Source organism: bacterium (assembly GCA_029210545.1).
Lineage (GTDB): Bacteria > BMS3Abin14 > BMS3Abin14 > BMS3Abin14 > BMS3Abin14 > JARGFV01.
On record JARGFV010000101.1, the window covers coordinates 1 to 8952 of the forward strand.

The following is an 8952-nucleotide window of genomic DNA, read 5'->3' on the forward strand; positions in this document are numbered from 1 at the left end:
GGCCGAAAAGCTGTCCTCGTCGATTTCCCGGCTGTCGGGCAGGAACTCCCCGGTGAAGCTCGGGGAGCCCCAGTCGGCCTCGATGCGGGCCACGGTCTCCTCGCCGAGGGGTGAGAAACTCTGCGACTCGCTGCCCCGAAGGTCCAAACCCATGCGCTGTGGCGCCAAAAGGCCTGAGATCGCTCCCGTCTACGTCTTTGACTACGCCGTGGCAAGTCGCCTGGTTGCCGGCTCGCAATGACGAACGTTGGTTTCCTCTGTGGCCCCCTGCTTGCCAGGCCGAGGCCTTGGCGAAGGTTGGTGGCGAAGGCTGGTGGTTAGTCCGTTCCTGATCTTCTTTGCGCCTTGGCGGCTTTAGCGACCAAGGGGAGCGAGCGTGAGGCAGCCTTTGTTCTTCTCCGTGTTCTTGGCGTGCCTGGCGGTTAAACCCGGGCCTTTGGGCCGTACAGCCTGAGATTGCTTCACCAGATAATGGTTCGCAATGACAACCGTTTCCTGGATCTTCTCCGCGTTCTTGGCGTGCTTGGCGGTTAAACCCGGGCCTTTGGGCCACAAGGCCTGAGATCGCTCCCGTCTACGTCTTTGACTACGCCGTGGCAAGTCGCCTGGTTGCCGGCTCGCGATAACGAACGTACCGTTCCTTCTTTTCGCCTTTCTCCGCGTCTCCGCGTCCCCCCATCTCCGTGTCAAAAGGTTTTTCTCCCCCTCCCCCATTCGCCTCCTCTCCCCCTCGTGGGTCAGCATCAGCTGACTGTATTCACCGGCCTCCCATCCATCCACGCCTCCAGATTACTCACCACCGTCCCCATGAGCCTGCCCCTGGCCGCCTTCGTTGCCCACGCGATGTGGGGTGTGATCACACAGTTTCTGGCCGAGAGAAGGGGGTTGCCGGGAGGAGGCGGTTCCACCGATAACACGTCCAGGCCCGCTCCAGCGAGGGCTCCCGCGTTGAGGGCGTCGGCCAGGGCCTGCTCATCCACCAGGGGGCCGCGGGCCGTGTTGATGAGGAACGCCGACGGTTTCATCCGGGTGAGCCGTTCCCGGTTGACAATGCCTACCGTCTTATCGGTCAGGGGGCAGTGCAGGGAAACGACGTCGCTTTCATTGAACAGGGTATCCAGGTCAAGGTACTGAACCCCTTCTTCAGATCCAGGAGTGCGAGTGTGGACCAGGACCTTCATCCCCATGGCCCTTGCTATCCGGGCCACCCCCTGCCCGATGGCGCCGTAACCCACGATACCAATGGTCAGGCCTGAAAGCTCGACAAGGGGAATTTCGTGAAAGCTGAAGTCCGGGCTTTTTGACCAGATACCTGAACGGACCGACCTGCTGTGGCGGCCGACTCCGTTTATCAGCTCCAGGAGAAGCGCAAAGACCATCTGGGCCACCGAATCGGTGCTGTATGCCGGAACGTTGGTAACAGCGATCCCGCTCTGCGCCGCAGCTTCGAGATCCACCACGTTGTACCCTGTGGCCAGTACGCCGACATATTTCAGATCGGGCAAGTTGGTGATGGCCTCGGCATCCAGAATCACCTTGTTGGTGAGCAGTACCTCGGCTCCGACAGCCCTGTCCATGAGCTCATCGGGTGAGGTCCTGTCATGGACGGTAACCTCACCGAGCTTTCCCAGCCCCTCCCACGACAGGTCGCCAGGGTTCAAGGTGTAACCGTCGAGAACGACGATCTTCATGGCAGGGTTCTCCAAATTCAGATTTCACCCTTCGACAAGGCTCAGGGCAGGCATTTCAAATTTCAAGATTAGAGCCTAATCCAACACAAAGTACACCATTCGACAGGCTCATGGCAGGCGAAGGGGCACGAAGGGTTTGATCAAAACACCAAATCCCTACTTTGTGAACTTCGTGTTCAACAGCTCTTTTACTCTCCTGTCAAGATCGTACGTCTGTGAGTGCGTTAAGCGTGAATGCGTAAGATCTTACGCTGCCACGCACGTACGCTCTACGCCCACACGAAATTACAGCTTTTCGCTCCACTCCTGTTCTAACCGTTCCAGCTCTTCGGTAACCCCGAAAAGCTCCTCATAGTTTCTCTCCAGCTCGTCCTTTAGCTCACTCAGCTGCTTGCTCAGGGAGGCGATGGCATCCCCGTCCCCCGAGTTGGAAGCGGCGATCAGCTCTTCGTTGACCTTCTCCACCTCCAGCTCCAGCTCCCGGACTTCCCTTTCCAGCCCCTCCGTCTTTTCCTTTAACGGCGCCAGATCCCGGGCCTTTTCCTTCAGCAGCCGGGCCTTCTCCTTCCTCGCCTCTTTTTTAGACTCGCCTTTAGGTAGTTTCTCCGTGTCTCCGTGTCCCCGCGTCCCCGTGTCAGGAAGCTCCTCACTCTCCCAGCCCACCTCATCCAGGAAGTTCCGGTAGGTCCCTTCGAAAACGGCGCTCCGGCCGCGGTCGAACACCACCAGGCGCTGGGCCAGGCTGTGGAGGAACATCTCGTTGTGGGTGACGATGACGACGGCACCCTCGAACTGAACCAGGGCGCTCAGCAGGGCCTCACACGAATCCATATCCAGATGGTTGGTCGGTTCGTCGAGAAGGAGGAGGTTGTGAGGTTCCAGAAGGAGACGTCCCAGGAGCACCCGGCTTTTCTCCCCTCCGGAAAGAACCGATATTTTCTTGAGGGCGGCATCTCCCTCGAACATCATGGTGCCGGCGACGCCCCTCGCCTTTTGTACCGACCTGTCAGGATCGCCCGCCACCAGTTCCTCCACGACTGTCCGGTTCGGTTCGAGCCTCTCCACGTTGGTCTGTCCGTAAAACCCCATCCGGGCAGTCCCGTGAGCCCCCACGGTCCCCGTTCCCGGTTCAAGCTCCCCTGCCAGGACCCGCAGAAAGGTGGACTTCCCCTTGCCGTTGGGGCCCACCACTGCGATGCGGTCACCTCTGCCAACCGTAAGGTCGAGGCCGGCAAACAGTTCCGGGAACTCAGATGACCACCGATACCCCAGGTCCCTGCACTGGATAATGACCTTGGACTCCATGGGCGCCAGGCGAAAGTTGAAATCCATGGAGCGGATCGCCTCGAGCCGGTCCGGCACCTTCTGCTTTTCCAGGGTCCGGATGCGGGACTGGACCAGCCCCACCAGCCGGGCCTTGGCCCTGAACTTCCGGATAAACTCTTCGGTCTGTTTTCGCTTGCGTTCGATGTTGATCCGGGATTTTTCGTGGACCTCCTCTTCCAGGGCGATCTGGCCATAGTACCTGGCCGTATCGCCGGGCATCTTCCGGATCCGGCGCCGATGGATCCCCATGGTGTGGGTGGTCACCGAATCCATGAAGCTGCGGTCGTGGGTCACGAGCAGGAGTTCACCCCTCCACGAGCGGAAAAACCGTTCCAGCCAGCGGATGGCCACGATGTCCAGGTAGTTGGTGGGCTCGTCCAGCAGCAGAAAATCGGGATCGGAAACCAGGAGCTTTGCCAGGTTCAGGCGCACCTGGTAGCCGCCGGAGAAGGTGTAGGGCGGCCTTTCCATGTCGGCCCTGGAAAAACCCAGGCCTGCCAGTACCTTTTCGGCCTTCCAGCTCTGGTCCTTATCCTCTTCGGGCAGACCCAGGGCCGCCTCAGTGAGAACGGTTGACTCGGTAAAATCCAGCTGCTGTCGAAGGTGGCCGATGCGGTAGCCCCGCGGCGCCGTGATAATGCCCGAATCGGGCGTCTCCTCCCCCGCTATGAGCCTCAGGAAGGTGGTTTTGCCATGACCGTTTCGCCCCACCAGGCCGACCCGCTCGCCCCGGTTGATGTTGACGGTCACCCCCTCGAAGAGGGCCTGAGTGCCGTATGACTTGGAGAGGTTCTCGATCTTGAGCATGGAAGGAGATTACAGAGTCCAGGGTCCAACGTCCAGAGGGAAGGGTCTGTAATCCACGTAAATGCGTACGTGCGTTGAGCGTGAGCGCGTAAGATCTGACGCAACCACTCTCGCACGCTTTACGCACACACGCTTTACGCACGCACAGCATTGATCAGGCGTCAGCTGATCAATGCACTTCCGTCCCGGCCTCCTGATGTTCCTTGAAAGTCATCATGAAGGAGGTCCCGCCCTCGCCGTTGTACGTTAGCTCCCCGCCAAGCTGCTCCACCAGGACCACGACCAGCTGCATCCCCATGGATTTGACCTTGCGGTAGTCCATCCCCTCGGGCAGCCCGACCCCGTCGTCGCTGATGGTCAGGGTGTAGGTGCCGCCCAGTCTCGTTACCGAAACCTCGATCTTCCCCTTACGCTGGTCCGGGAAGGCGTGCTTGAGGGCGTTGGAGATAAGTTCGTTGACGATGAGCCCGCAGGGGATCGCCGTATCCAGGTTTATATCCAGGACCGGGATATCCAGGACCAGTTGGATGGCCTCCTTTTTCACCATGTAGGATTGGAAAAGGTTCTCCACCAGGTCGCGGAGATACTTGGCCAGGTTGATCAGGGCCAGGTCCTCGCGCTGGTACAGCTCCTCGTGGATGAGGGCCATGGTCTTGATCCTGTTCTGGCTCTCCTTGAAGACGGAGCGCACACCAACATCGCCGATGTATTGTGACTGCAGGTTCAACAGCCCGGAGATAACCTGGAGGTTGTTCTTGACCCGGTGGTGGATCTCCCGCAAAAGGATCTCCTTTTCCGCCAGGGAGTTTCTGATGCGTTCCTGCGCCTCCTGCCGTTCAGAGATGTCCCTGATGACGGACAGGCCCAGGTACCGGTCACCCAGCTGGAAAGTCTGGGCGCTGATCTCCACGGGGATCAGGCTGCCTTCCTTCGAAACGAGCTTCCGCTCGAAGAAGGCCGTCCCGCCCATCTCAAGGTTTCCACTGTACATGGGCGCGTCACCGGCTTCTTCCGGAGCCTCCAGATCAAGGGGCGACATCTTCAGCAGCTCATATCGCCTGTATCCGACCAGGTTGCAGAATCCGCGGTTCACGTCCAGGAATGCGCCCGGCATCCCATCTTCATGAATCTCGTGGATGACCACGCCGTCCGAGATACTGTCGTACAGCATCCGGTACCGTTCCTCGCTCCTGGCCAGGGCATCGTACGCCCTTTTGCGTTCGGAGATGTCCTCCAGGACGCTCAACGTGTTGGTAACGGTCCGATCTTTCCCGAAAATGGGGAGGATCGTCTCCCGGAGGTGACGGCCGAGACCGGGAGATTCGATCTCCTGGGGGCCCACCTGAACACCGTGATCCTGCACCCACCTGACGCTGTCGATGACCTTCCGCTTCTGCGGGCCATCGGGCATGAACTCTTCCAGGGTCCGGCCCATAACATTTTCCGGAACAAAACCGGTCACATCCTGGTAGGCGCTGCTCACCCTGACGATGCGCAGGTCCGGATCGTGGAGGACAAAAGCCACGGGGGAGGCGTCCAGGATCTTCTCATCGAGTTCCTGTATTTCTCGCAGTTTACGCTCCGCCTCTTTTCTCTCGGTGATGTCCCTGACCATTGAGATGACGCGCTTTCCCCCTTCGAAGTCGAAAAGCTTCGAACTGATCTCCACGGGGATCCTGCGGCCGTCCTTGGCGATATGGACCCTCTCGAACACGGCCCGGCCATCTTTGAGGAGTTTCCTGACCACTTGGGGGTTTTCGTCCGCAGGTCCCTGGTCGCCAATATCCCCGGGCCTCAGCAAAAGGTACTCTTCCCGCGTGTACCCCAGCATGGAACAGGCCACGTCGTTGACCTCCAGAAAACGCCCCGGGGATCCGTCCGGATCGATGCCGCAGATCTCGATCCCGTCGTTCCCCATGTCGAAAAGGCTCCTGTATTTCGCTTCGCCGGCCCGGAGCTTTCGTTCGGTGAGTTCCTGGGCGAAGGTGTAAAAGAAGAATGCCCACAGGGCAGCCGTGAGCACCTCCATGTAATCCTCGATGGGGTCGAACCAGTTGGTCCACCCCGCCCATTCCACGAAGTTGCCCGCATCGTGTGTGAAGGTCAGGGCGACAACCATGGTAAACAGAATGATCTCCGCTCCCCCGGGCTTCCGGAACAGCTCTGAGAGGATAAAGTACAGCGCTGCCAGGGAAGCCGCCGCCGCCGTGAGATCGATGAGGGCAACGATATTCATCCCTGCTTCCCACCTCTCTGGAAGGTGACCCGGCACCAGGCTGCGATCATGATCGAGCAGAGCGCATAGGACAGGTGTTCCAGGATATTAAACAGGGAAGGAAAGGCAAACCCTTCCAGGATGGTGAGGGCCCACCCGGAGAACAGGCCCATGTAGGCGGCAAGGAGGAGCCTGAAGTTGGGGATGGAACGAAACCGTCGGGAGTTGGCCAGGACGTAAAGGGCAACGCCGAAACCCACGAGGAACGTGACGAGTTCGTTCTGCTGGATCATGGCCTCCCTTTCCCGCCAAAACGATCGGCGCCGTCAAAACAGGTTTACCGGTACCCCACCCGTTATTATAGCCGATAAAAGTGTAAAATAAAGATTCCTGAGTCCTGGGTCTGGGAAAAGCCGGTACGAAGTACCAGGAGCGATAAACGAAGGTTGATGGACTCGCGAAAAGTCCCGGATTGGACTTTTTGCGACCCTGTCAAGGTTTGGAATCTCTTCGCACTTTGCTCCTCGTGCTTCGTTCTCATCTTTCTGCTGTAAGCTAAAAGATGTCAGTACAGTACCGTCCCCGCCTCGTGGTACTCGCTGAAGACCATGGTGAAGCTCGTTCCTTCGCCGGCTCCGATCTCCAGGGTTCCTCCCAGCTGCTGGACCAGAACGGTGACCAGCCGCATCCCCAGGGTAGACGTACGTTGGATATCCACATCCCCGGGAATACCAACCCCGTCGTCACTGACTGTCAGCTCATACAACTCATCGGGGAGGGTGTGGAAAGAGATGCTGATGGTTCCTTTCCTGTCGCCGGGAAAAGCGTGCTTGAGGGAGTTTGTCACCAGTTCGTTGATGATGAGGCCGCACGGGATGGCGGTATCCACCACCATGTTTGCCTTCCCTGTATCGACCTTCAGATCGATGCGTTCGCGGTCGACCCCGTAGGAGATCATGAGGTTATCGCACAGGTTCCGGATGTAATCGCCGAAATGAACCTGGGCAAGGTCGGTGCTCTGGTAAAGTTCCTCGTGGATGAGAGCCATGGTGATGACCCTGTTCTGGCTTTCCTTGTAAACCGCCCGGCCCAGGGGATCGGTGATGTGATGGGCCTGGAGGTCCAAAAGGCCGGAGATCACCTGGAGGTTGTTCTTGACCCGGTGGTGGATCTCCTTGAGCAGGATCTCTTTTTCTTCAAGGGAGGACTTGAGCTGTTCCCGTGCCTCCATGAGGCGTGTGACGTCTCGGACGATGATGAGAAGGTGGGCTTTGCCGGCAAGGTCAATAGTACGGGCCGACAACAGTCCTCTCTTGACCGTTCCATCCTTCGTTCGGAAATCGCCCTCGAAACTCTCCACGCTGCCGGGTCCGGAAATGGCTTCGTAGAAGCGATCCCTGTCCGACTTGTCGGCCCAGACCCCGACCTTCATGGCGTTTCGTCCGAGCACCTCTTCCTTCTCATACCCGCTGTTCGAGACGAACTCCTCGTTGACGTCCACAATGGTCCTCTTTTCAAGATCCACGATGACGATGCAGTCGGGGCTGGTCTCGAAGGCAACCCGAAACCGCTCCTCGCTCTGTTCCAGTTCCTTCCGCATTCGGACCTTTTCGGTCACGTCGTTGCACAGGACCAGCCGCGCCCTCGTCTGCCTGAAGGGAAAGTCACTGCTCGTGGTCTCCACGTCGATGACAGAACCGTCCGCTCTCAGGTGGCGCCTTTGGCCCAGCCAGATCTGGCCTGGGCGCCGATCGGACACGTTTTTCAAAAGTTCCTTCACATCCTCCGGGGGACGGATATCCTTGATGCCCATGGCCGTCATCTCGTCCCTGGTGTACCCGTAGTTCACAGTCATGGCCTTGTTGACCTCGAGGATCATCAGGGTGTCCATGTCGTAGATGTACATGGGGACAGGGTTCTTCTCGAAGACATGCCGGTACCTCGCCTCCGATTCGATAAGTTCCTGGTCTGCCTGGACTTTCGCGGTGATGTCCCTGATGAAATACGCGACACCGGCCACCCGGCCATCGGGTCCGTGCAAGGGGTTGGTGTTGACCTCGAAGACCTGGTCCCGGGAGATGTCCAGCGCCAGGGTGGGCTCCCCGGTTCGCAGAACCCCTGCGAACCTCTGCCTGCGCACGGCTGTCGTCTCCCCATCGAGGAGATCCCAGTAGAGGACCCCTGTCATTTTTTCGGCTTTCATGCCGTAGTCGGAGGCAGCCCGGTCATTGATGGCCATGATCCGCCCCTCCCTGTCCAGGAGGAATGCCATGTCGGTGGAAGCGTTGATAAGGGCCCGCAGCGATTCGTCGGAACGGCGATGCTCGGTGACATCCCGCACCATGACCAGGACCTCTCCCTCGTCGAGATGGATGAACCGGGCCTCGAAATGCTCCTTATCTCCCTGCACGGGAAGGGTGTAGGACATTCGGCTCTCCTGGCCGGTTGCGAGGACCCTCCTCACGTGTTCCATGGCTGCTTCGGAAATTTCATGGGAAAACACCTCCGCAAGGGGTTTCTCGAGGAACTGTTCCGGAGGGATGAGAGGCTGTGTCGTTCGGGAGGGCTTGAAATCGAGGAGGACCCCGTCACCGTCCAGGATAAAGTACATGTCCGGGACGGCGTCCAGGATCTTCTGCAGTTTGGAACGATCCATATCCAACGCACCAGGGCAAGGGTATAAAAGCTGTATTTTAGTTCATATCCCCGGCCACTTCAAACGGAAACAGGGCACCCGAAATCCGCGATCGGTTTGGGCCGGCGGATTTCGGGTATGGTTCCCCCCTGCCTGCCGTGAGCTTGTCGCCTGTCCCGAGCTTGCCGAGGGGAACGGAGCTTAGCCCGGACTATTCACGAGGTTCTTTTCCGTTCCGGCGGCGTTGCTGAGTCGTTCGCTTGTGCGGAATACTAAAG

The 8952-nt window shown here is 58.9% G+C and carries 5 protein-coding genes; all 5 read right to left on the minus strand.

What is annotated here, in order from left to right; translation table 11 throughout:
• Positions 1-743: 743 nt before the first annotated feature.
• A complete protein-coding gene (locus P1S46_09970) occupies positions 744-1691 on the minus strand; it encodes a D-2-hydroxyacid dehydrogenase (GenBank protein MDF1536804.1) in 948 nt (315 codons plus the stop codon).
• A 285-nt stretch (positions 1692-1976) separates the two neighbouring features.
• Positions 1977-3824: an ABC-F family ATP-binding cassette domain-containing protein gene (locus P1S46_09975; GenBank protein MDF1536805.1), complete on the minus strand. Its 1848-nt coding sequence runs from the start codon at positions 3822-3824 to the stop codon at positions 1977-1979.
• A 169-nt stretch (positions 3825-3993) separates the two neighbouring features.
• Complete coding sequence (locus P1S46_09980; GenBank protein MDF1536806.1) at positions 3994-6060, minus strand: PAS domain S-box protein; 2067 nt, start codon at positions 6058-6060, stop codon at positions 3994-3996.
• Complete coding sequence (locus P1S46_09985; GenBank protein ID MDF1536807.1) at positions 6057-6332, minus strand: hypothetical protein; 276 nt, start codon at positions 6330-6332, stop codon at positions 6057-6059. Before P1S46_09985 ends, P1S46_09980 begins: the two co-directional genes overlap by 4 nt.
• Before the next feature lie 272 nt (positions 6333-6604).
• Positions 6605-8695 carry a PAS domain S-box protein gene (locus P1S46_09990; GenBank protein ID MDF1536808.1) on the minus strand — a complete coding sequence of 697 codons (2091 nt, stop codon included), beginning with the start codon at positions 8693-8695 and terminating at the stop codon, positions 6605-6607.
• Positions 8696-8952 lie beyond the last annotated feature (257 nt).

Bases quoted from the DNA above. Each gene is read 5' to 3' on its own strand.
- P1S46_09985 (MDF1536807.1), bottom strand. From the start codon at position 6,332: ATGATCCAGCAGAACGAACTCGTCACGTTCCTCGTGGGTTTCGGCGTT.
- P1S46_09980 (MDF1536806.1), bottom strand. From the start codon at position 6,060: ATGAATATCGTTGCCCTCATCGATCTCACGGCGGCGGCGGCTTCCCTG.
- P1S46_09975 (MDF1536805.1), bottom strand. From the start codon at position 3,824: ATGCTCAAGATCGAGAACCTCTCCAAGTCATACGGCACTCAGGCCCTC.
- P1S46_09970 (MDF1536804.1), bottom strand. From the start codon at position 1,691: ATGAAGATCGTCGTTCTCGACGGTTACACCTTGAACCCTGGCGACCTG.
- P1S46_09990 (MDF1536808.1), bottom strand. From the start codon at position 8,695: ATGGATCGTTCCAAACTGCAGAAGATCCTGGACGCCGTCCCGGACATG.